Annotated in this window: 27 protein-coding genes; 25 read left to right on the top strand and 2 right to left on the bottom strand. The window is 69.7% G+C overall.

The genetic code is table 11. From position 1 onward, the window contains the following. The 23 genes from FV233_RS02845 to dprA all read left to right on the top strand — a co-directional run. Positions 1-387: hypothetical protein (locus FV233_RS02845; RefSeq protein WP_187278041.1), on the top strand; the 387-nt coding region annotated here is incomplete at its 5' end. A gap of 189 nt (positions 388-576) precedes the next feature. Beyond that, positions 577-1,878, top strand: a complete 1,302-nt coding sequence (locus FV233_RS02840; protein WP_147896548.1) for an SLC13 family permease — start codon at positions 577-579, stop codon at positions 1,876-1,878. Positions 1,879-2,010: 132 nt separating this feature from the next. Next, entirely contained in the window at positions 2,011-2,412 is a 402-nt protein-coding gene (sdhC, locus tag FV233_RS02835; RefSeq protein ID WP_147896547.1) for a succinate dehydrogenase, cytochrome b556 subunit, read from the top strand. A 12-nt stretch (positions 2,413-2,424) separates the two neighbouring features. Further along, a complete protein-coding gene (gene sdhD, locus FV233_RS02830; protein ID WP_147896546.1) occupies positions 2,425-2,844 on the top strand; it encodes a succinate dehydrogenase, hydrophobic membrane anchor protein in 420 nt (139 codons plus the stop codon). A 32-nt stretch (positions 2,845-2,876) separates the two neighbouring features. Beyond that, entirely contained in the window at positions 2,877-4,694 is a 1,818-nt protein-coding gene (gene sdhA, locus FV233_RS02825) for a succinate dehydrogenase flavoprotein subunit (protein WP_147855796.1), read from the top strand. 51 nt (positions 4,695-4,745) lie between these two features. Next, entirely contained in the window at positions 4,746-4,991 is a 246-nt protein-coding gene (locus tag FV233_RS02820; protein ID WP_147855795.1) for a DUF433 domain-containing protein, read from the top strand. Beyond that, entirely contained in the window at positions 4,988-5,362 is a 375-nt protein-coding gene (locus FV233_RS02815) for a DUF5615 family PIN-like protein (protein ID WP_147855794.1), read from the top strand. The genes FV233_RS02820 and FV233_RS02815 overlap by 4 nt, the downstream gene beginning before the upstream one ends. 11 nt (positions 5,363-5,373) lie before the next feature. Next, positions 5,374-6,198, top strand: coding sequence for a succinate dehydrogenase iron-sulfur subunit (locus FV233_RS02810; protein ID WP_147855793.1), 825 nt, complete (start codon positions 5,374-5,376; stop codon positions 6,196-6,198). Between the two features lie 166 nt (positions 6,199-6,364). Continuing rightward, complete coding sequence (locus FV233_RS02805; protein ID WP_147896545.1) at positions 6,365-6,946, top strand: AprI/Inh family metalloprotease inhibitor; 582 nt, start codon at positions 6,365-6,367, stop codon at positions 6,944-6,946. A gap of 153 nt (positions 6,947-7,099) precedes the next feature. Beyond that, entirely contained in the window at positions 7,100-8,965 is a 1,866-nt protein-coding gene (locus FV233_RS02800) for an ABC transporter ATP-binding protein (RefSeq protein WP_147896544.1), read from the top strand. A 203-nt stretch (positions 8,966-9,168) separates the two neighbouring features. Next, the gene (gene petA / locus FV233_RS02795; RefSeq protein WP_147896543.1) at positions 9,169-9,747 is read left to right on the top strand and encodes a ubiquinol-cytochrome c reductase iron-sulfur subunit; all 579 of its coding nucleotides are present in this window, start codon (positions 9,169-9,171) and stop codon (positions 9,745-9,747) included. 13 nt (positions 9,748-9,760) lie between these two features. Beyond that, the gene (locus tag FV233_RS02790) at positions 9,761-11,047 is read left to right on the top strand and encodes a cytochrome b N-terminal domain-containing protein (protein ID WP_147855555.1); all 1,287 of its coding nucleotides are present in this window, start codon (positions 9,761-9,763) and stop codon (positions 11,045-11,047) included. A gap of 18 nt (positions 11,048-11,065) precedes the next feature. Then, positions 11,066-11,977, top strand: coding sequence for a cytochrome c1 (locus FV233_RS02785; protein WP_147855554.1), 912 nt, complete (start codon positions 11,066-11,068; stop codon positions 11,975-11,977). Positions 11,978-12,251: 274 nt separating this feature from the next. After that, positions 12,252-13,127, top strand: coding sequence for an S-methyl-5'-thioadenosine phosphorylase (locus tag FV233_RS02780; protein WP_147855553.1), 876 nt, complete (start codon positions 12,252-12,254; stop codon positions 13,125-13,127). An 85-nt stretch (positions 13,128-13,212) separates the two neighbouring features. After that, positions 13,213-13,800, top strand: coding sequence for an imidazoleglycerol-phosphate dehydratase HisB (gene hisB / locus FV233_RS02775; protein WP_147896542.1), 588 nt, complete (start codon positions 13,213-13,215; stop codon positions 13,798-13,800). Between the two features lie 75 nt (positions 13,801-13,875). Next, complete coding sequence (locus FV233_RS02770; RefSeq protein WP_147896541.1) at positions 13,876-14,361, top strand: DUF2628 domain-containing protein; 486 nt, start codon at positions 13,876-13,878, stop codon at positions 14,359-14,361. A gap of 19 nt (positions 14,362-14,380) precedes the next feature. Continuing rightward, positions 14,381-15,040 carry an imidazole glycerol phosphate synthase subunit HisH gene (gene hisH / locus FV233_RS02765; protein ID WP_147896540.1) on the top strand — a complete coding sequence of 220 codons (660 nt, stop codon included), beginning with the start codon at positions 14,381-14,383 and terminating at the stop codon, positions 15,038-15,040. 37 nt (positions 15,041-15,077) lie between these two features. Then, positions 15,078-15,821 carry a 1-(5-phosphoribosyl)-5-[(5-phosphoribosylamino)methylideneamino]imidazole-4-carboxamide isomerase gene (gene hisA / locus FV233_RS02760; RefSeq protein WP_147896539.1) on the top strand — a complete coding sequence of 248 codons (744 nt, stop codon included), beginning with the start codon at positions 15,078-15,080 and terminating at the stop codon, positions 15,819-15,821. Between the two features lie 49 nt (positions 15,822-15,870). Beyond that, positions 15,871-16,356, top strand: a complete 486-nt coding sequence (locus tag FV233_RS02755; RefSeq protein WP_147857169.1) for a DUF29 domain-containing protein — start codon at positions 15,871-15,873, stop codon at positions 16,354-16,356. 12 nt (positions 16,357-16,368) lie between these two features. Beyond that, positions 16,369-17,172: an imidazole glycerol phosphate synthase subunit HisF gene (hisF, locus tag FV233_RS02750; protein WP_147896538.1), complete on the top strand. Its 804-nt coding sequence runs from the start codon at positions 16,369-16,371 to the stop codon at positions 17,170-17,172. After that, positions 17,169-18,473, top strand: a complete 1,305-nt coding sequence (locus tag FV233_RS02745; RefSeq protein ID WP_147896537.1) for a dihydroorotase — start codon at positions 17,169-17,171, stop codon at positions 18,471-18,473. Before hisF ends, FV233_RS02745 begins: the two co-directional genes overlap by 4 nt. Then, a complete protein-coding gene (plsY, locus tag FV233_RS02740; protein ID WP_147896536.1) occupies positions 18,470-19,075 on the top strand; it encodes a glycerol-3-phosphate 1-O-acyltransferase PlsY in 606 nt (201 codons plus the stop codon). Before FV233_RS02745 ends, plsY begins: the two co-directional genes overlap by 4 nt. A 37-nt stretch (positions 19,076-19,112) precedes the next feature. Then, on the top strand, positions 19,113-20,315 hold the full coding sequence (gene dprA, locus FV233_RS02735; protein ID WP_147896535.1) for a DNA-processing protein DprA: 1,203 nt from the start codon (positions 19,113-19,115) through the stop codon (positions 20,313-20,315). Here the strand turns inward: dprA and ruvX are convergent. Both ruvX and FV233_RS02725 read right to left on the bottom strand, forming a co-directional pair. Next, a complete protein-coding gene (gene ruvX / locus FV233_RS02730) occupies positions 20,305-20,799 on the bottom strand; it encodes a Holliday junction resolvase RuvX (protein WP_147896534.1) in 495 nt (164 codons plus the stop codon). The two genes, dprA and ruvX, sit on opposite strands and share 11 nt — an antisense overlap. Before the next feature lie 9 nt (positions 20,800-20,808). After that, positions 20,809-21,375 carry an SMI1/KNR4 family protein gene (locus FV233_RS02725; RefSeq protein WP_147896533.1) on the bottom strand — a complete coding sequence of 189 codons (567 nt, stop codon included), beginning with the start codon at positions 21,373-21,375 and terminating at the stop codon, positions 20,809-20,811. A 117-nt stretch (positions 21,376-21,492) separates the two neighbouring features. Here FV233_RS02725 and FV233_RS02720 point away from each other — a divergent pair, with 117 nt between their 5' ends. Further along, positions 21,493-21,687, top strand: coding sequence for a hypothetical protein (locus FV233_RS02720; protein WP_147896532.1), 195 nt, complete (start codon positions 21,493-21,495; stop codon positions 21,685-21,687). Between the two features lie 128 nt (positions 21,688-21,815). Next, positions 21,816-22,103 (top strand): Asp-tRNA(Asn)/Glu-tRNA(Gln) amidotransferase subunit GatC, encoded by a 288-nt coding sequence (gatC, locus tag FV233_RS02715; RefSeq protein ID WP_147856906.1) that lies wholly within the window; start codon positions 21,816-21,818, stop codon positions 22,101-22,103. Positions 22,104-22,123: the final 20 nt, after the last annotated feature.

Here is a 22,123-nt window from a genome sequence, read left to right as displayed (position 1 = left end):
GGCTTCCGCGGGGCAGGCTTGGGCGGCGGCGGCTTCCGCGGTGCGGGTATCGGTCATCCCGGCATCGGGGTCGGCCGCGGTGTCGGAGTCGGTGGCTTCCAGCGCGGCGGCTTCGCCAATGCCGGACGCGGCGGTCGGATCGGCCATCGCGGCGTCGTCGGCCGTGGCTTTGCCAACCGCGGCTATTATGGCCGGGGTTATGGAGGCGGCTACGGCCGCGGCCTGGGCTATGGCCTTGCCGGTGTCGGCCTCGGATTGGGGGTCGGCTACGGTCTCGGCGGTGTCGGATACGGCTTGGCCGGCGACGGCTACGGCGACAGCTGCACCGGCGCCTTCGGCTACGGTTACGATCCGGCCTATTGCGGCACCTACGGCTACGGCTACTGAACGCCGTCCGCAGGCCCCGTCGCTGTCATGAAGGCCCGGCCGGAAACGGTCGGGCTTTTTTTACGCGCGAGGACGGTTTCTGGACCCGGCAGCCTTCGCGGTTCGCGAAGGCTGCGTCGCGGACTGCCGAATTGCGAACGGTTCCAGACCGGCCCATGCAGGCTCGTGCACGCAGCGCGGGAGGGGCGGATGAGCGGAGGAGCGGTCGTTCCGGCGACAGCCGCCCTGCTGGTGCTGTGCATGGGCCTCTGGGCCACGGCGCTGCTGCCGGAGATCGTCACCGCGCTCGCCTTCTTCGGGCTGGCGATGCTGCTGCACCTCGGAAGCGCCGCGACCGTGTTCTCGGGCTTCTCGGCGTCGGCGTTCTGGCTGGTCCTGTCCGGCATGGTCGTGGGCCAGGGCATGACCCGCACGGGCCTCGGCGCCCGCATGGCCGGCGCGCTGGCCGGACGCCTGTCCGGCTCCTACGCGCACTTCATCGCCGGCCTGGTGACCCTCAGCTTCCTGATCGCCTTCGTGATGCCGTCCAACCTAGGCCGGATCGCCCTGATGATCCCGGTGACGCTCGCGCTCTGCGACGGCTTCGGTCTGGCGCCGGGCCGGCCAGGGCGGACCGGCGCGGTCCTGGCGGTCGGCGTCGCGACGCCGATCCTGTCGGCGGCGATCCTGCCCGCCAACGTTCCGAATCTCGTCATGGCCGGCTCCGCCGAGCAGGTGCTCGGCCTGCACCTCTCCTACCTGTCCTACTTCGTCCTGCACGCGCCTGTCCTGGCCGTGGTGAAGGGCGCCATGCTGGTGGCGCTGATCGTGCGCCTGTTCCCCGACCGGCTCAGCCCCGACGCGCGGGCCCTCCCGGCGCTGCCGCCGGTCTCTGGGGCGGAGCGGCGCCTGGCGTTGATCCTCGCCTGCACCCTGGCGCTCTGGATGACCGACAGCCTGCACGGCCTCGCCCCGGCCTGGGTGGGGCTCGCGGCCGCGGTGATCTGCCTGCTGCCGCGGGTCGGGGTGCTGCCGCCCGAGTCGTTCCAGCAGGTGAACCTGCGGACCTGCTTCTACATCGCGGCCTTGCTGGGCCTTGTCGCCCTGGTGAACGAGACCGGCCTCGGGGCACGGCTCGGCCATGCGCTGCTGGCCGTGGCGCCGCTCACCCCGGACGCGCCGACACAGAACTTCGCGGTGCTGAGCGGCATCAGTACGGTCCTGACGCTGCTCGTCACCGCCAACGGGGCGCCGGCCCTCTACACGGCGCTGGCGGGGGAGATGTCCCAGGCCAGCGGCCTGTCGGCGCTCGCCGTCGTGTCGGTGCAGGTGATCGGCTATTCGACGCTGTTCTTCCCTTACCAGGCGCCCCCGATCGTGTTCGCCAGCGAACTCGGCGGCGTGCGCCTGCGGGACGCCACGCGACTCACCCTGGCCTTCGGCCTGGCCTCGCTCGTGATCGCATCACCCCTCGATTACGCCTGGTGGCGCCTGCTGGGCCAACTCAAGTGACAGATCCGCCGCGCTATCAACACGCCCCCCGCATTGCGCCGCAGCATGACACATTGCGGCTTGGGCCCGGAGGCACTAGCGCTACCACCAGATTAGAGACGGTCCAGTTCGCAGCTGCGAGGCTTCAACCCAATGGCACCCACCGCCCGCCCGACAGTGGCACAGCCGCTTTCACCGCATCTCCAGATCTATCGCTGGACCTGGACGATGGCGATGTCGGTGTTTCACCGTATTACCGGCACCGCGCTCTACGGCGGGACTGCGCTGGTCGCGATCTGGCTGGTGTCGCTTGCATCCGGGCCGGCCGCCTATTCCTACGTCGCGTGGTTCTTCGGCTCGTTGATCGGCCGGCTGGTCTTGTTCGCCTACACCTGGGTGCTGATGCACCACATGCTCGGCGGCCTGCGCCACCTGGTCTGGGACACCGGCGTCGGCTTCGACCGGGAGAAGCGCCTGAGCATGGCCCGCCTGACGCTGGTCGGGTCCATCGCGCTCACCATCGTCATCTGGGCGGTCGCCCTTCTGGTCCGTTGAGGGGAGGCCGGCATGGCTAAGGAAGAGATCCGCCAGGACACCCGCGTCTCCATCCGCACCCCGCGCGCCCGCGTCCGCGGCCTCGGGATCGCCCATCACGGCGCCGGCCACTGGTGGCAACAGCGGGTGACCGCGGCGGCGAACGCCGTCCTGATGCTGGCCTTCGTGGTGATCGTCGCCAGCATGGCCGGTAGGGGCTACGTCGAAGCGACGCAGCTGATCGCCAAACCCCTGGTCTCGATCATTCTCATCCTGGCGCTCCTGTCGGTGACGATCCACATGCGGATCGGCATGCAGGTGGTGATCGAGGACTACGTTCACGGACAGGGCACGAAGATCGCCGCCGTGTTCGCCAACAATATCTACGCGGTCCTGGTGGCCGTGGCCTGCCTCTACGCGGTCCTGCGCATCGGCTTCGGACAGCCGGCCTGAACCCCGCCATCACGCATTTCGAGGAGCCGATCATGGCCGCCAACGGCACCAACGGCAGCGGGCCTGCCTACACCATCCACGATCACGCCTTCGACGTGGTGATCGTCGGGGCCGGCGGCGCGGGCCTGCGCGCCACCGTCGGCTGCTCGGAGGCCGGCCTGCGCACCGCCTGCATCACCAAGGTGTTCCCGACCCGCTCGCACACCGTGGCGGCGCAGGGCGGCATCTCGGCCTCGCTCGGCAACATGGGGCCGGACGATTGGCGCTGGCACATGTACGACACCGTGAAGGGGTCGGACTGGCTCGGCGACCAGGACGCGATCGAGTACCTCGTGCGCAACGCGCCGGCCGCCGTCTACGAGCTGGAGCATTGGGGCGTGCCCTTCTCTCGCACGGACGAAGGCAAGATCTACCAACGCCCGTTCGGCGGCATGACCACCGATTACGGCAAGGGCACCGCCCAGCGGACCTGCGCGGCGGCCGACCGCACCGGCCACGCCATGCTGCACACGCTCTACGGGCAGGCGGTGAAGAACCAGACCGACTTCTTCATCGAGTATTTCGCCCTCGACCTGATCATGGACGAGGACGGCCGCTGCCGGGGCGTCATCGCCCTCGACCAGGCCACCGGCGAGATCCACCGGTTCCGCGCCCAGACCACGATCCTGGCCACCGGCGGCTACGGCCGCGCCTACTTCTCGGCGACCTCGGCCCATACCTGCACGGGCGACGGCAACGCCATGGTGCTGCGGGCCGGCCTGCCGCTCCAGGACATGGAGTTCGTGCAGTTCCACCCCACCGGCATCTACGGCGCCGGCTGCCTGATCACCGAGGGCTCGCGCGGCGAGGGCGGCTACCTGACCAATTCCGAGGGCGAGCGCTTCATGGAGCGCTACGCCCCCTCGGCCAAGGACCTCGCCTCGCGCGACGTCGTCTCGCGCTCCATGACCATGGAGATCCGCGACGGCCGCGGCGTCGGCAAGAACAAGGACCACATCTACCTGCACCTCGACCACCTCGACCCGAAGATCCTGCACGAGCGCCTGCCTGGCATCTCCGAATCCGCCAAGATCTTCGCGGGCGTCGACGTGACCAAGGAACCGATCCCGGTCATCCCGACCGTGCACTACAACATGGGCGGCATCCCCACGAACTATCACGGCGAGGTGCTGACCCTGCGGGACGGCAACCCCGACACGGTGGTGCCGGGCCTCATGGCGATCGGCGAGGCGGCCTGCGTCTCGGTCCACGGCGCCAACCGCCTCGGCTCCAACTCGCTGATCGACCTCGTGGTGTTCGGCCGCGCCGCCGGCAAGCGTTGCGCGGAGATCGTCGAGCCGAACGGCCGGGCCCAGGAACTACCGAAGGGCGCCACCGACAAGGCGCTCGACCGCCTCGACCGCTTCCGCCACGCCAACGGCTCGACGCCGACCGCGGAGCTGCGCGCCGAGATGCAGAAGACTATGCAGAACAACTGCGCGGTGTTCCGCACCGGCGAAGTGCTGGAAGAGGGCAAGGGCCTGATCCACAAGGTCTGGAGCGCCGCCTCCGACGTGAAGATCACCGACCGGTCGCTGGTCTGGAACACCGACTTGCTCGAGACCCTGGAGTTCGACAACCTGATCGGCCAGGCGGTGGTGACCATGGAATCGGCCGCCAACCGCAAGGAATCTCGCGGCGCCCACGCCCGCGAGGACTTCCCGGACCGCGACGACAAGGAGTGGATGAAGCACACCCTCTCCTGGCTCGACGAGGGCCGCCACCAGGTCAACATCGATTACCGGCCGGTGCACACCTATACGATGTCGAACGAGATCCAGTACATCGAGCCGAAGGCGCGGGTGTACTGATAGAGCTAAGCCGGCAGGTCCTGGCCTGCCGGTCATCTGGAGGATGACTTGATGACCCGGACCTTCAAGGGTCTCCCGCGTATCACGGTCAATCCCGCGGTGATGGGCGGCAAGCCCTGCATCCGGGGGATGCGTGTGACGGTGGGCATGATCCTCGGCAACCTCGGCGCTGGCGTCAGCATCGAGGAGTTGCTGCAGGGCTATCCCTATCTCGAACACGAGGATGTGCTGGAAGCCATGCGGTACGGCGCTTGGCTCGCGCAAGCGCGCGACGTCGAGCTCGAGCCTGCGGCATGAGGTTCGTGATCGACATGAATCTTTCGACCGATTGGGTGGACTACCTCGGAAAGCTCGGACACGACGCCGTTCATTGGGCGAGCGTCGGACCGGAAGATTCCCCGGACGAGGACATCGTGGACTGGGCGCGATCGGAAGACCGCACAATCCTCACCAATGATCTCGACTTCGGAACCTTGCTGGTGAGCACGGGCGCCACGAAGCCGAGCGTCGTGCAACTCCGGACGGACATCACCCTGTCCGCCCATGTCGGCCCCCTCGTCGAGCAGGCGATCAATCGCATGGGCGACGGTCTCGCGTCCGGCGCGCTCGTCACGGTCGAACCCGGCCGCCTCCGCTTTCGCTCGCTGATCATAGCCTCTCAGGATTAAGGCTCGCCGCAATGGCTCAGTTCAACCTTCCCAAAAACTCCCAGATCACGCCGGGACGCTCCTGGGCGCCGCCGGCGGGGTCCAAGAACCTGCAGACCTTCAAGATCTACCGCTGGAACCCGGATGACGGGGCCAACCCGCGGATCGACACCTATCAGGTCGACCGCGACGATTGCGGGCCGATGGTGCTCGACGCGCTGCTGTGGATCAAGAACAAGGTCGACTCGACCCTGGTGTTCCGCCGGTCCTGCCGCGAGGGCATCTGCGGCTCCTGCGCCATGAACATCGAGGGTCAGAACGCGCTCGCCTGCACGATGGGCATCGCGGAGTGCAAGAGCCCCGACAACGCCCTGCCGATGATGTCCCGGAAGGACAAGGACGGGGCGATCCGGATCTACCCGCTGCCGCACATGCCGGTGCTGAAGGATTTGGTCCCCGACCTGACCAACTTCTACGCCCAGCACGCCGCGATCGAGCCCTGGCTCCAGACCGAGACGCCCGCCCCCGAGAAGGAGTGGCGCCAGACCCCCGAGGACCGGTCGAAGCTCGACGGCCTGTACGAATGCATCCTGTGCGCCTGCTGCAGCACGTCGTGCCCGAGCTACTGGTGGAACGGCGACAAGTTCCTCGGCCCGGCGGCCCTGCTCCAGGCCTATCGCTGGCTGATCGATTCGCGCGACGAGAACACCGGCGACCGGCTCGATGCCCTGCACGACCCGTTCCGGCTCTACCGCTGCCACACGATCATGAACTGCGCCAACACCTGCCCGAAGAACCTGAACCCGGCCAAGGCCATCGCCGAGATCAAGAAGATGATGGTCGAGCGGGTGGTCTGACCGCCGGAGCTGAGGCGCCCCGGCCACACCGGGGCGAAAAGGTCCGCCGTCCGCAGCGGACTCGGGTGCGGCCGGGGCGGTCGCCTTGCCGTCAGCGCATTTGCCATCGAGTCAGGGGCCAAGGCGCCGCCGTGCGCTTTTCCCAAGCCTGATCCGAAGTGGTCCGATGCTGCGCCCGAGCCTGCCGACCTTCGCCGCCCTGTGCCTGAGCGCCACCCTCGGCGCCTGCGCCTCCACCCGCCTGGAAAGCCCGCGGGCCCGGGCTCCGTCGCAGGCGCCCCTCGATTCCGTCCAGGCGGTCCCGTCGGGCACGGTGACGGCGGCGCCACTCGCACCCCCGCCGGGCGCGAGCGCAAGCCCCGACGCGCCGCCGCCGCCCGGCGCCCAGGCCAACGCGGCGCCCAACACTCCCACGGTCATCGCCGAGCCGGTCGCACCGCCGCCGCCCCCGCCGCCCGTCGTCACCAGCGGCCGCGCCTCGGTGGTCGGCAGCTGGGATGCGCGGGACGCGACCGGCGGGAGCTGCAAGGTGACCCTGTCCAGCGCCCCGGCGCTGGACCTCTACAAGGCCTCGGCCTCCGGCTGCCCCAACAAGGACCTCGCCCGGGTCTCGGCCTGGGATTTCCGCGATGGCGAGGTCTACCTGTACCAGCCGGGCGGCACCGTCGCGGCGCGGCTGCGCCAGGGCGGCGGCGCGCTCGAAGGCGCGCTGACCAAGTCGGGTGCGACGCTCGCCCTGGCGCGCTGAGCCTCACCCGCGCGAACGGGACCGGCCGAGCCCGGCCGGTCCTGGCGAGGGGCACCGTTGCGAGAAGCCCGGCCGCCGCGACGACCGCGCGCGCTTGGCGCTCGCCGGCCGGCGCTTACATGATGGGCTCCCCCAGCATTACGCCCGGAAGACATGTTCCTGAATTGGCTTGAGCGCCGGGTCGATCCGTTCGCGCCCTTCGACGAGACGCGGACCCCGCCGCAGACGGTTCTGGGATTTGCCGGCTTCTACCTGCGTCCGATCCGGGCCGCCCTGGTGGCGCTGTTCATCATCGCGGTGGTGGCCGGGACCGTCGAGGCCTCGCTCTACCTGGTCATGCGCTGGTTCATCGACCTGTTGGCCACGGCCGACCGGGCCAGCGTCCTGTCGGACCATGCGGTCGGCCTTGGGCTGGTGTTCCTGCTGATCGCCCTGGTGCGGCCGATCTCGATCTGGCTGCACGAGGTGCTGTCCAACCAGCTGATCGTGCCGCAATCGACCAGCCAGATCCGCTGGCGGGCGCATCTCTACACCCTCGGGCATTCGCTCTCGTACTTCCAGGGCGACTTCTCCGGCCGCCTCGCCAACCGCGTCGTGCAGGTGGGCCCGGCGGTGCGTGAGCTCGCCGTCGTGTTCATCGACACGCTGCTCTACGTGGCGATCTACGCGGTCACCGCGGTCGGGCTGTTCGGGTCGATCTCGCCCTGGCTCGCTTTGCCGGTTCTGGTCTGGATCGGCGCCTATGCCGCGCTCACGACGTGGTTCGTGCCCCGTGCCCGGACCCGTTCGCACAAGACCGCTGACACCCGCTCGGTCCTGATCGGGCGCATCGTCGACAGCTACACCAACATCCTCACCGTCAAGCTGTTCGCCCGCGACCGTGAGGAGCGCGCGACGGTGCGCGACGCGGTGGAGGTCCACACCGACGCCTACCTCTACCAGTTCCGGCTGGTGACCCTGACGACGAGCCTACTCGGGATGCTCAACAGCGCGCTGCTGGTCGCCACCGGGGCGGCCTGCCTGATTCTCTGGCGCGACGGTAGCATGACCACCGGCGAAGCGTCGGCCGGCCTCGCCTTGATCCTGCGGCTCATCGCCATGTCCGGCTGGGTGATGCAGACGGTCCGCGGCGTGTTCGAGAATGTCGGGGTCATTCAGGAGAGCATGCAGACCATGGCGCGCCCGCACGCGCTGGTCGATGCCCCGGAGGCCCGCGAGTTGGTGGTGGCGGGCGGCGAGATCCGCTTCGAAAATGTCGGCTTCCATTACGGGCGCGGCGACGCCACCGTGATCGAGGATTTCACGCTGACGATCCGCCCCGGCGAGAAGGTCGGTCTCGTCGGCGTCAGCGGCGCGGGCAAATCCACCCTCGCGAGCCTGCTGCTGCGCCTCTACGAGGTCGAGAGCGGCCGGATCCTGGTGGACGGCCAGGACATCGCGACGGTGACACAGCAATCGCTGCGCGAGGCCATCGCGATGGTCAGCCAGGATACGTCGCTGCTGCACCGGTCGATCCGCGAGAACATCGGCTACGGGCGTCCCGGGGCCACACAGGAAGAGATCGATCGCGCCGCCCGGCTGGCCCATGCCGACCAGTTCATCGCCGATCTCGTCGATCACAAGGGCCGCCGGGGCTACGACGCTCAGGTCGGCGAGCGCGGCGTCAAGCTGTCGGGCGGCCAGCGCCAGCGCATCGCCATCGCCCGGGTCATGCTCAAGGACGCGCCGATCCTGATCCTGGACGAGGCGACGTCCGCCCTCGACAGCGAGGTCGAGGCGGCGATCCAGGAATCACTGGACACGCTGATGGCCGGCAAGACCGTGGTGGCGATCGCCCACCGGTTGTCGACGATCGCGGCGCTCGACCGCCTGGTGGTGATCGACCGGGGCCGAATCGTCGAGGAGGGCACGCATGCCGAGCTCGTCGCCCGCGGCGGCGTCTATGCCGGCCTCTGGGCCCGCCAGTCCGGGGGATTCCTCGACGGCGGAACGACCCGTCTCGACAGCGCCGTGGCGTAGCAGCGCAGGCCGGGCGCTGCCCTGCAACATATGACAACGATCGTGACCTAAGCACGCCCCCGGGCCTCCCGGCATAGCTTGACTTGGGGGTGGCAGACGGTCTCATTGCTCAGATTAGAACGATAATGCTTTGATCTCGGTACGGCCGGGACATCAGGGCAGGGCACCTGCGGCCCTCACGCCGACGCACGGAGTTCCAAATCTTGGCGACCACCTCCGCCACTACTTCCGCATCCCGGGAGGGCAGCCCTCAGGACGGCAGCCGCCGCGACTTCCTGTTCCTCGCCACCGGGGCCGGCCTCGCGGTCGGTGTGGGTGCCGCGGCGTGGCCTCTGGTCTCGTCCATGGCGCCCGACGCAGACACGATCGCGGCCGGGGCGCCGATCGACGTCGATCTGACGCCGATCCAGGACGGCCAGATCGTCAACGTCTTCTGGCGCGGCAAGCTGATCTTCGTCCGTAAGCTCACCGCCAAGGAGGTGACCGACATGGAGGCGGTCCCGCTCTCGGCGATGATCGATCCGGCGGCCTTCCCGACCCGGGTCAAGAAGGGCCACGACCAGTGGCTGATCGTCTACGGCAACTGCACGCATCTCGGCTGCGTGCCGATCGGCCACCAGGGCAGCTTCGAGGGTTGGGCCTGCCCCTGCCACGGCTCGCAGTTCGACGCCGTCGGGCGCGTCCGCCACGGGCCGGCCCCCATCAACCTGCCGATCCCGCCCTACGCCTTCGAGACGGATACGAAGATCCGGATCGGCGAGGGTGGCAAGGAAGCGGCGTGAGAAGGACGCGGACATGAGCGGAACTGCCAGCACGTACGTCCCGAAGAGTCGCGTCGCCAAATGGTTCGAGGCCCGGCTGCCGATCGCCGGGCTCGTGCACTCGTCCTTCATCGCCTATCCCGTCCCGCGCAACCTCAACTACTTCTGGACCTTCGGGGCGATCCTAGCCGCCTTCCTGGGAATCCAGATCGTCACCGGCGTCTGGCTGGCGATGCACTACGAGCCCTCGGCGACGGGCGCGTTCAATTCCGTCGAAAAGATCATGCGCGACGTGAATTACGGCTGGCTGCTGCGCTACGCGCACGCCAACGGCGCGTCGATGTTCTTCGTGGCGGTCTACGTCCACATGTTCAGGGCGCTGTATTACGGCTCGTACAAGGCCCCGCGCGAGGTGCTCTACATCCTGGGCGTGATCATCTACCTGCTGATGATGGCGACCGCGTTCCTCGGTTACACGCTGCCGTGGGGCCAGATGAGCTTCTGGGGCGCCACCGTCATCACCAACATCCTGGCGGCGATCCCGGTGGTGGGCGACACCATCCAGACCCTGCTGTGGGGCGGCTACTCGGTCGGCAACCCGACCGTGAACCGGTTCTTCTCGCTGCACTACCTGCTGCCCTGGATGATCGCCGGCGTCGTCGTGCTGCACGTCTGGGCGCTGCACGTCACCGGCCAGAACAACCCGGCCGGCATCCCGATCAAGTCGGGCAAGGACGCGGTGCCGTTCACCCCCTACGCCACCGTCAAGGACGGGTTCGCCACCTGCGTGTTCATGATCCTGTTCGCGTGGTTCCTGTTCTACCAGCCGAACTACCTGGGCCACGCCGACAACTACATCCCGGCCAACCCGGCAGTGACTCCCGCGCACATCGTGCCCGAATGGTACTTCCTGCCGTTCTACGCGATCCTGCGGGCCGTCCCGAGCAAGCTCGGCGGCGTGATCCTGATGTTCTCTGCGGTGATCATCCTGGCCTTCGCGCCGTGGCTGGATTGGTCGCGGGTGCGCTCCTGCAACTACCGGCCGATCTACCGGCAGTTCTTCTGGGCGTTCATCGGCGCGACCTTCCTCCTGGGCTGGCTCGGATCCCAGCCGCCGGAGGGGGGCTACGTGATCGCGTCGCAGATCTGCACGGCCTACTACTTCGCCCACTTCCTGATCGTGATGCCGCTCTGCGGCCTGTTCGAGACGCCCAAGGCGCTCCCGGCCTCGATCCTGGAGAGCGTGACCGGGCCGGGCAAACAGGTGAGCGGATCGGGGATGCCGGCGGGCGCCGCCGCCGCTCCGACCACCAAAGGCTGACGGGGTGACGACGGAACCATGATGATGACCCGCGTCCTCTCGACGACCGCTGCCGCCGCCCTCGCGGCGCTGCTGATCGGCGCCGTGCCGGCCTCCGCCCAGGAAGGGCATGGCGGTCCGGTGCCGGGCCGCGTCAACTGGAGCTTCGCCGGCACGTTCGGCCGCTTCGACACAGCTCAGCTTCAGCGCGGCTTCCAGGTTTACAAGGAAGTCTGCTCCGCCTGCCACTCGATGAAGCTGGTGTCCTTCCGCAACCTCGCCCAGGAAGGCGGTCCGGACTTCTCGGCCGCGCAGGTCAAGGCGCTGGCCGCGACCTACCAGGTCAAGGACGGCCCGAACGATGCCGGCGACATGTTCGACCGGCCGGGCCGGCCGGCGGACACGTTCCCGCCGCCCTTCCCGAACGACCAGGCCGCGGCGGCCGCCAACGGCGGCAAGGCACCGCCGGACTTCTCGGTGATCGCCAAGGCGCGGACCTTCTCCCGCGGCTCGCTGTACTTCCTGACCGATTGGCTGCCGCTGATCGGCTATTCCGAGCAGGGGCCCGACTACATCCACGCGCTCCTCAACGGCTACGAGGAGGCGCCGAAGGACTTCACGGTCCCCGATGGCGGCCACTACAACAAGTACTATCCCGGCCACATCATCGCGATGCCGCCGCCGATCACCGACGGGCAGGTCACCTACGCCAAGAACGACGCCGGCCAGCCCGTGGTCCCCGAGACGGTGGACCAGTACGGCAAGGACGTCTCGGCCTTCCTGATGTGGGCGGCCGAGCCGCACATGATGGACCGCAAGGCGCTTGGCTTCCGGGTGATCCTGTTCCTGATCATCATGTCGGGGCTGCTCTACTACGTGAAGAAGAAGGTCTGGGCCGATGTCGGCGGCGAGGTCCACGGCCTCCAGCCGGAGCTGCACAAGACCTTCTGAGGCGCCGCCTCACCGATCCTGCCGGGTGGGCCTCCTTCGGGGGGCCCATCTTTTTTGCGTTGGGACTGCGTGCTACCGGTCGGCGAACGCGGCTGTCGGCCTCTCGGCGACACCGATCCCATCCGCCCCCCTCCTGAGGTGCTGCGCAGCAGCCTCGAAGAAGGGTTCGAGGGATCGCTCCGCGTTGTGGCGACCTCCTTCGAGGCCTCCGCTTCGCTCCGGCACCTCAGGATGCGGTGGTGGATGGGATGCAGCTCACAAAAGGGAAACCGGCATGACGGCAGCGGTGCTCGGGGTGATGGGCGGGTCCGGGGTCTACGACCTGCCGGGCCTGGAAGACGTGCGCGAGGAGCAGGTCACGTCGCCCTGGGGCGAGCCCTCGGACGCCCTGCGCATCGGCCGGATCGGCGACACCAAGATCGTGTTCCTGGCCCGTCACGGACGCGGCCACCGGTTCTCGCCGTCGGGCATCAACTACCGCGCCAACATCGACGCGATGAAGCGGGCGGGCGTGACGGATCTGGTCTCGCTCTCGGCCTGCGGCTCGTTCCGCGAGGAACTGCCCCCGGGCCTGTTCGTGCTGGTGGATCAGTTCGTCGACCGCACCCATGGGCGCGCGTCGTCGTTCTTCGGCGACGGCTGCGTGGCCCACGTCTCGCTCGCGCATCCGGTCGGCCCGAACCTGCAGGCGCGCATCGCGGCGGCGGCCAGGGCCGAGGACATTCCCGTCCATCGCGGCGGGACCTATGTCTGCATGGAAGGCCCGCAATTTTCGTCGCTCGCCGAATCCCGGGCCTACAAGGCGCAGGGGTTCGACGTGATCGGCATGACCAACATGCCCGAGGCGAAGCTCGCTCGCGAGGCCGAGATCACCTACGCCACCATCGCCATGGTGACCGACTACGATTGCTGGCACCCCGGCCACGACGCGGTGGACGTCGCCGCGGTGATCGCGGTGGCAAGGGCCAACGCCGACAAGGCCGCCCGGCTGGTGGCACGGCTCGCCCGCGATTTCCCGGCCGAGCGCGAACCCTGCCCGGCGGGTTCGCACCGGGCGCTGGACGGCGCGATCATGACCGCGCCGACCGCCCGCGACCCTGCGGTGCTGGCCAAGCTCGACGCCGTGGCGGGCCGGGTCCTGCACGGATAGGGCGGCCGTGCCCTTTCCATTCCAAAGAAACTCACACTAGAAGGCGCTCGTGGCCCCGGCCGCCCCGCCACGAAGTCCGAAACACATGCGCAGCGCCTCCATCAGCCGGAAGACCGCCGAGACCGACATCGCGGTCAGCGTCGGCCTCGACGGGACCGGGCAGTCGAAGATCGCCACCGGCATCGGCTTCCTCGATCACATGCTGGACCTGTTCGCCCGGCACGGCCTGTTCGACCTGGAGGTGAAGGTCGATGGCGACCTGCATATCGACCAGCACCATTCCGCGGAAGATTGCGGCATCGCGTTGGGCCAGGCCTTCGCCAAGGCGCTCGGCGACAAGCGCGGGGTGACGCGCTACGCCGACATCCACCTGCCCATGGACGAGGCGCTGACGCGGGTCTGCGTCGACATCTCGGGCCGGCCCTTCCTGGTGTTCCGCACCACGTTCAAGGTGGAGAAGATCGGGCAGTTCGACACCGAACTGGTGCGCGAGTGGTTCCAGGCCTTCGCCATGAATGCCGGGCTGACGCTGCACGTCGAGACCCTGTACGGCGACAACGCCCACCACGTCGCCGAGAGCTGCTTCAAGGGCCTGGCCCGCGCCTTGCGGAAGGCGGTCGCGATCGATCCCCGCGAGGAGGGACGCGTTCCCTCCACGAAGGGCTCCCTGTAGACCGTCGTTTCGTCCTTACGTTTGCGTCGTCCCGAAAACACCTTTCGGGACGGTGCCGGAGCCGGGAGACCCGCCATGCGGATGCGCAGCTACACGCTCCACCTGCCGATCGACGCGCGGCCGGGCGAATCCGTCGGCCTCGACCGGGCGGTGCTCGTGCCCGACGGCTTTGCCTGGCCGGCCTTCGCGTTCGGCGTTCTGTGGTTCCTGTTCCACCGCCTATGGATCGCGGCGCTGATCGTCCTCGTTGGATTCGTCGCGCTGGCCGGCATCGGCCACATGCTGGGGTTGCCGCCGGGGATCGCCACGCTCGTCACGCTGCTGGCTTCCTGGCTGGTCGGCCTCGAAGCCTCGAGCCTGCGCCGCTGGACCCTGGCGCGCCGGGGTTGGCCGGCCCGGGATGCCGTCATCGCCGCCACCGCCGAGGAGGCCGAGGCCCGCGCCCTCAACCGCTGGCTCGATTCCAGCGCGGCGGCGCCGCGGGCGCCGTTCCCGGCCGGGCCGACCCGACGCACCGAGCCGGTGATCGGCCTGTTCCCCGCGCAGGAAATCGCCCGGTGAGTGTCACGTCGAGACCCGCATGAGTACCGAGACGGTCGCGATCATCGATTACGGGTCGGGCAACCTCCATTCGGCCGCCAAGGCGTTCGAGCGTGCCGCCCGCGAGAGCGGGCGCGACGCGCGCATCCGCCTGACCTCCGACCCGGCCGTGGTGGCCGCCGCCGACCGCGTCGTGCTGCCGGGCGTCGGCGCCTACGCGGATTGCAGGCGCGGGCTCGACGCCGTCCCCGGCATGGTCGAAGCGATGACCGAGGTGGCGCAGGTCGCCGCCCGGCCGTTCCTGGGGATCTGCGTCGGCATGCAGCTGCTCGCGACCCGCGGCCTCGAATACGAGACCACGCCGGGCCTCGGCTGGATCCCGGGCGACGTCGCGCCGATCCGCCCGTCCGATCCCGCGCTCAAGATCCCCCATATGGGCTGGAACACCCTGCGGATCGCCCGCGACCACGCGCTGCTCGCCGGTATTCCCACCGGGGAAGACGGCCTGCACGCGTACTTCGTCCACAGCTTCGCGCTCGCCGCCGCGCACCCGGAGGACGTGGTCGCGCAGGCCGAGTACGGTGGGCCGGTCACCGCCATGGTCGCCCGCGGCAACGTCGCCGGCACGCAATTCCACCCCGAGAAGAGCCAGCGCCTCGGCCTGGCTCTCATCGCGAACTTTTTGAACTGGCGCCCTTGAGCGGGCTCCGGCTTCGGCCAGAAGGAAACGACCACCCGTGATCCTGTACCCGGCGATCGACCTGAAGGAAGGGCGCTGCGTCCGCCTCATCCAGGGGGACATGGCGCAGGCCAAGATCTTCGGCGACGATCCGGCCGCCCAGGCCGCGACCTTCGAGGACCAGGGCTTCCCCTGGCTGCACGTGGTCGATCTCGACGGCGCCTTCGCGGGCGCGCCGCGCAACGCCGCCGCGGTGGACGCGATCCTCGCCCGGGTCGGCATCCCGGTGCAGCTCGGCGGCGGCATCCGCGAGATGAAGACGCTGGAAGGCTGGCTGGCGAAGGGCGTGGCCCGGGTGATCATCGGCACCGCCGCCGTGCGCGACCCCGGATTCGTGCGGGAGGCGGCACGCCTCCATCCGGGCAAGATCGCGGTGGGCATCGACGCCAAGGACGGCCGCGTCGCCGTCGAGGGCTGGGCGCAGACCTCCAGCATGACCGCCGAGGAACTCGGCCGCCGGTTCGAGGATGCCGGCGTCGCGGCCATCATCTACACCGACATCGCCCGCGACGGGATCCTCAAGGGCCTCAACGTCGAGATGACCCTGGCGCTGGCCCAGGCCGTGCGGATCCCGGTGATCGCCTCCGGAGGCCTCGCCTCGATCGACGACGTGCACCGCCTGCTCCAGCCCGATTGCGCCCTCATCGCCGGCGCCATCACGGGCCGGGCCCTCTACGACGGCCGCATCGACCCGCAGGCGGCGCTCGCGGCGATCGCGCAGGCGCGCGGCCCGGTGGCGTGATAGGATTGCTTGAAGACGACTTGTTTGCAGGATTCCTTGGGAGGCACCGATGCGTGCTGCAAAGGTGGCGGTCCGCGCCGCCACGACCGGGACTACCTACGCGGGTGATTTCTATACCTGGACCCAGGAGCAGGGTAAACGTCTGCGCGCGCGCGATTTCAGCGGTCTGGACCTCGAAAACCTGGCCGAGGAGATTGAGAGTTTGGGCCGCAGTGAATTCAATAGCCTCGTAAGCGCGTGGCGTTTAATTCTGCTGCATATGCTGAAATGGGATCATCAGCCGGATCGCAGGACACGCAGCTGGATGATCTCCATCCGAACACATCGCAATAGGGCGGCCGATCTGTTGACGGATAATCCCGGGCTCAAGAGCCGTCTCGCGCAAGCGTTGGAACGTGCCTATCGGGATGCCAGAGACGAAGCTTCGGTCGAGACCGGCTTGCCGTTGCGCGTCTTCCCGAAAGAGTGCCCCTATGGCCGCGACGAGCTGACAACACGACTCTTCTCGATCGATTCTGAAGACACGCTCGGCTGAGAAGGTGATCCTGTGCTCAAAACCCGCATCATCCCCTGCCTCGACGTGAAGGACGGGCGCGTCGTGAAGGGCGTCCGCTTCGAGGGCCTGCGCGACGCCGGCGATCCGGTGGAGGCCGCCAAGGTCTACGACGCGGCCGGGGCCGACGAGCTGTGCTTCCTCGACATCACCGCCAGCCGCGAGGCCCGCGGGACGCTGCTCGACATCGTCAGCCGGACAGCCGAGGCCTGCTTCATGCCGCTCACCGTCGGCGGCGGCGTCCGCGCGGTCGAGGACGTGCGCGGGCTGCTGCTCGCCGGTGCCGACAAAGTCGCGATCAACACCGCCGCCGTGAAGGATCCGGACCTCGTCGCCCGCGCGGCGGAAAAATTCGGCGCGCAGTGCATCGTGGTGGCGATCGACGCCAAGCGGGTCTCCGCCCCCGGCGAAGCCGCCCGCTGGGAGATCTTCACCCATGGCGGCCGCGATCCGACCGGGATCGACGCGGTGGCGTTCGCCCGCCTGGTAGCCGCAAAGGGCGCGGGCGAGCTGCTGGTCACCTCCATGGACAAGGACGGGACGCGCTCCGGCTACGACCTCGCGCTGACGCGGGCGATCAGCGACGCCGTGAGCGTCCCGGTGATCGCCTCGGGCGGAGTCGGCGGGCTGGACGACCTCGTGGCCGGCGTGGCCCAGGGCGGCGCCAGCGCCGTGTTGGCCGCCTCGATCTTCCATTTCGGGCAGGCGAGCGTCGCCGAGGCCAAGGCCCATATGGCGGCGGCCGGCCTCGCCATGCGTCTCGACGGCCCCGCATCCTCAGCGAGAGCGCCCCTGTGAGCAGCATTCTTCTGGCCGACGCGACCCTCCTCGACCCGGCGACGGGCCGCGAGACGCGCGGCGCCGTGCTGGTGCGCGACGGCCGGATCGCCGACATCGCGGAGGGTGCCGCCCCCGGAGCCCCGGCGGAGGCCAAGCGGATCGATTGCCGCGGGCGGGTCCTCACCCCGGGCCTGATCGACATGCGCGCCTTCGTGGGCGAGCCGGGGGCCGAGCACCGGGAGACCCTGGCCTCGGCCAGCGCCGCGGCGGCGGCGGGCGGCGTCACCACCCTGGTCTGCATGCCCGACACCAACCCGGTGATCGACGGCCCGGCGATCGTGGACTTCGTGCTTCGCCGCGCCCGCGACACCGCGTGCGTCAACGTCCTGCCCGCGGCCGCCATCACCAAGGGCTTGGCCGGCAAGGAGATGACCGAGTTCGGCCTGCTCCAGGAAGCGGGCGCGGTGGCGTTCACCGATGGCCTGCACGCGGTGGGCAACGCCCAGGTGATGCGCCGCGCCCTGACCTACGCCCGGGATTTCGACGCCCTGCTGATGCAGCATGTCGAGGAGGCCGACCTCGTCGCCGAGGGCGTGATGAACGAGGGCGAGCTCGCCTCCCGCCTCGGGTTGATGGGCATCCCCCGGGAGGCCGAGACCGTGATGCTGGAGCGCGACATCCGCCTCGTCCGGCTGACCGGTGCCCGCTACCACGCGGCCATGATCTCGACCGCCGATTCGGTCGAGATCGTGCGCCGGGCCAAGCAGGACGGGCTGCCGGTGACCTGCGGAGTCTCGGTCAACAACCTCGTGCTGAACGAGAACGACATCGGCCATTACCGCACCTTCTGCCGGCTCTCGCCGCCGCTGCGGGACGAGGCCGACCGGCACGCCATGGTGCAGGCCCTGAACGAGGGCGTGATCGACGTGGTCGTCTCCGACCACAACCCGCAGGATGTCGAGACCAAGCGCCTGCCCTTCGCGGAGGCGGCCGACGGGGCGCTCGGGATCGAGACCCTGCTCGGCGCGTCCCTGCGGCTGGTCCACACCGGCGACCTCGCGCTCGCCAAGCTCGTGGCGGCGCTCACCGTGAACCCGGCCCGGATCCTCGGCCGCGAGGCGGGCCGGCTGGCGGTCGGCGCGCCGGCCGACCTGGTGCTGATCGACCCCGATCTGCCCTACGTGCTCGACAAGCGGCGGCTCAAGTCGCGGTCCAAGAACTCGCCCTTCGACGAGGCGCGCCTCCAGGGCGCCGCGGTGCTGACGCTGGTGGGTGGCCGGACGGTGCACGCCCTCGACGATCTCGCGGCCGCGGCATGACGCTCCCGGACCTCGCGACGCCCGCCGTCCTCGGCGGCCTTGCCCTGGGTTACGCCCTGGGCTCGATTCCGTTCGGGCTCATCCTGACGCGGTTTGCCGGGCTCGGCGACGTCCGGGCGATCGGCTCGGGCAATATCGGCGCGACCAACGTGCTGCGCACCGGCCGGAAGGGCCTCGCCGCCGCGACGCTGCTGGGCGATGCCCTGAAGGGGACCGCCGCGGTGCTGATCGCCCGTCAGCTCGGCGAGGGTCCGGCGCTGGCGGCCGGCCTCGGAGCCTTCCTCGGCCACCTCTTCCCGGTCTGGCTCGGCTTCAAGGGCGGCAAGGGGGTGGCGACCTTCATCGGCGTGCTGCTGGCCTTCAGCCCGCCGGCTCTGGCGGCCTTCGCGGCGATCTGGCTCGGCCTGGCCTTCGCGCTGAAATACTCGTCGCTGGCGGCGCTGGCCGCCTCCGCGGCGACGCCGCTCGTGCTGTGGGCGCTCGGTGCGCCGACGCAAGCTGTGCTGTTCCTGATGCTCGGCCTGCTGCTATGGTGGAAGCACGCACCCAACATCCGGCGACTCGCGGCCGGCACCGAGGGGCGCATCGGCCAGAAGGGCTGAGCCGTCACGCGCGACGGCGTGATCCCGGGGGTGCGCCATGCAGCTCAGCGATGCCCAGCGCCTCGATTGGCTGCGGCTGATCCGGACCGAGGGCGTCGGCCCCCGCAGCTTCCGCACCCTGATCAACCGGTTCGGCGGGGCGGCCGCGGCCCTCGAAGCCTTGCCGGCCCTGACCGGGCGCCAGGGCAGACGCGTCGAGCCGCCGAGCCGGAGGCAGGCCGAGGACGAGGTCGCCGCCCTGGCGCGCCTCGGGGGCCGGCTGCTCGCCACCGGCGAGCCGGACTTCCCGCGCCTGCTCCAAGCCACCGACGCGGCCCCGCCGCTCATCGCCCTGCGCGGCGACTCCAGGATCCTGGCGCGGCCCGCCATCGCCATCGTTGGGTCGCGCAACGCATCGACCGCGGGGCTCGCCTTCACGGAGCGGCTGGCCCGGGGCCTCGGCGAATCCGGCCTCGCCGTGGTCTCGGGGCTCGCCCGGGGGATCGACGCCCGCGCCCACAAGGCCAGCCTGCAGACCGGCACCGTCGCCGTGATGGCCGGCGGGCAGGACCGGATCTACCCCGCCAGCCACGCGGCCCTGGTCGACGCGATCCTGGGGGAGGGCGGAGCGGTGGTGGCCGAGATGCCGATCGGCTGGGAGGCGCGGGGCCGCGACTTCCCCCGGCGCAACCGCATCATCTCGGGCCTCGCCTACGGCACGATCGTGGTCGAGGCGGCGCGCCGCTCCGGCTCGCTGATCACGGCACGCTACGCCCTGGAGCAGAACCGGGAGGTCTTCGCCGTCCCGGGCTCGCCGCTCGACCCGCGGGCGGAGGGCACCAACGACCTGATCCGCCAGGGCGCGACCCTGGTGGCCGACATCGACCACGTCCTCGCCGTGATCGGCCCGATCATCGATCGCGGTCCCGATCCCGACGCGGCCCCCGCGCGGGAGCGGCCGGACTTCGCCGAGCAACCGGACTTTTGGGACGAGATCGATCTCGACGGGCGGGCGGACCTGCTCGACGGCAGCGCCAGGATGGCCGCGGGCCCCGACGCGCCGGCGGTCGAGCCGGAGGAGCCCGCGGACGACCGCCAGAGAATCATCGCCCTGCTGGGGCCGAGCCCGGTCGGCACCGACGAATTGGCGCGCAGCGCCGGGGTCGGCGCCCGGGTGGTGCAGACGGTGCTGCTGGAGCTGGAGCTCGACGGCCGGATCGAGCGGCACGGCAGCGGGGCCGTCTCGCTCCTCAGTCGCTGAGGGCGTCCGCGTCGGAATCGGCGAGGTTGCGCATCACGTCGAGGCAGCCCTGCAGGATGTAGGCGGCGGCGAGCTTGTCCACGAGCTGGCCGCGCCTGGCCCGGGACGCATCCGCCTCGATCAGCGCCCGGGTCACCACGGCGGTGGACAGGCGCTCGTCGAAGAAGACGTGCGGGATGTCGATGATCGGCTTGAGGTTGCGGATGAACGCGCGGGTCGATTGCACCCGCGGCCCCTCGCTGCCGTCCATGTTCAGGGGCAGCCCGATCACCAGCCCGCCGACGGCGTGCTGCCGGCACAAGGCGGCGAGGCGCTGCGCGTCCGGGGTGAACTTCACCCGGCGGATCGTCTCGAGGGGGCTCGCGATCTGGCGGCCGAGATCCGACAGGGCGAGCCCGATCGTCTTGGTGCCGAGATCGACCCCGATCAGGCGCGCGTCACCGCGCGATGCGGCCGCGAAGGTGCGGATCTCGTCGAAGTTCATGGCGTGGCCCTACGCCAGCCCGGCGCCCCGCGCCAGCGTGGCTTCCGAGATCCCCTCGAACCGGGCGGGGAGCGGCGCCGCCCCGGGGCCCAGGACCAGGGCGGCGGCGGGTCCGGTCACACGGGTAAAGAAGTCGACCAGGCTCTCGCCGCCGAACCGCACCGTTTCGAGGTCGGGCGCCAGCAGCCAGATGTCGTATTCCTCGCCGGTGCCGGAGACGTCCCAGAACAGGAAGCTGCCGTCCTCGCCGGCGCCGAAGAAGCACGCGCGCTCGATCACCGCCGGGTCGCCGTCTTCGACATCGAAGCGGTGCGGCTCCCCGCCGTCCTCCAGCATCGCCACGGCGTTGCCGACGCTGACGGCGATCACCCCGGCCTGGGTGGCCAGATCGCTGGCCTCGTACGGCGACGGCACGGCGATCCGGACCTGCCCGCCCGCCAGGCCGATGCCGCAGGTCTCGCAGAAGCTGCGGTAGGAGGCGGGCAGAGGGAATCCCAGCTCCGCCGCGGCGCGGTCGAGGTCGGCACCCCGCGCCGTGAACCCCGCCGACAGGCTCGTGAACACCGACTCCCACATCACAGCCACTCCACCGTCCACAGCGTTAACGCTCTCCGTAGATCGACCCGGATGCGCCCGGAGCCGTTCGCGAATAGGTAGGTTAAGACTTCGTTAATCCACAAACCGGGTATCGCCATGACGACGATCGGCCAGCCCTGCTCACCGGCTCCGCTCCGCCGCAAACGATCCGTGACCCGCAAGCAATGCTGGATGCTGGTCCTGGCCTTCGAAGTCCTGGTCTTCGGAGCCTCGCAATCGGTCTTCCGGCCCGTTCGCCCGGCCGGCATCACCATCGAGATGTCGGTCACGCCGAACCACGTGGTGACCTGATCCGGCGTCCCGCCCGCCATCGTGAGGGGTGGACCGGCTTTAACGCCCGCGTTGCGGCGCGTCGAACCGCAGTGCTATAGCGCGGCCGGCGCCGGGGATGCCTCCCGGGCAGGGACGAACGGGACGGCATGTCGGTCGACGAGAAGACGGTTCGGCGTATCGCGCATCTGGCGCGGATCGCGGTCACCGACGACGAGGTCGGTCCGCTGCAGGGTGAGCTGAACGCCATCCTGGCCTTCGTCGAGCAGCTCGGCGCCATCGACGTGAGCGGCGTCGAGCCGATGACCTCGGTGACCCCGATGGCGATGAAGAAGCGCGAGGACGTGGTCACCGACGGCGGCCGCGCCGCGGACGTGGTCGCCAACGCCCCCGAGACCGAAGACAATTACTTCCTGGTTCCGAAGGTCGTCGAGTAGGCTGCATCCAGCCTTCGGCG

It is taken from the genome of Methylobacterium sp. WL7 (genome assembly GCF_008040085.1).
Lineage (GTDB): Bacteria > Pseudomonadota > Alphaproteobacteria > Rhizobiales > Beijerinckiaceae > Methylobacterium > Methylobacterium mesophilicum.
This window is presented reverse-complemented; position numbering and strand designations above follow the sequence as displayed.